This window comes from Massilia mucilaginosa (assembly GCF_011682145.1).
Classification (GTDB): Bacteria; Pseudomonadota; Gammaproteobacteria; order Burkholderiales; family Burkholderiaceae_D; genus Telluria_A; species Telluria_A mucilaginosa.
The window spans coordinates 1-350 of the sequence record NZ_WHJH01000261.1 but is presented as its reverse complement, the minus strand read 5'-3'; the positions used below and the strand labels follow the sequence as shown (position 1 = coordinate 350).

1 protein-coding gene is annotated in these 350 nt (G+C 61.1%); it reads left to right on the top strand.

Features of this window, described 5'->3' with window-relative positions; all coding sequences use genetic code 11:
• A partial coding sequence (locus tag F2P45_RS34780) for a hypothetical protein (RefSeq protein ID WP_166882720.1) occupies nucleotides 1–350 on the top strand: 350 nt, incomplete at both ends.

Genomic DNA, 350 nt, shown 5'->3' with positions numbered 1-350 from the left:
GCTTGACTTGAACCTGACCCAGTTCCGCGCCCTGTGGGCGGCGATCTGTAGCGACGCTCCCGAGAAGACACTGTTTCGCGGCTGGGTCGACATCGAACTGTCGGCCGGCAGGTATGCCGACCGGATCGACTTCAACGGCCGCTTGGCGGCGGGCAATCGAACCAGCTTCCTCGATGACATTCTGGATGTCTCCACCAGCAACACCTATGCCACCGACTTCAACATCAATACCGTGCCTGCCGTGTTCAAGGACCATCCGGAGCTGCTTGAAATCGCATTGACATTTGCCGGCAACAAACCGGTGCTGCTCGCCCCCGCCACGCCAAAGGCGACCGTCCGCCTGGAACGCC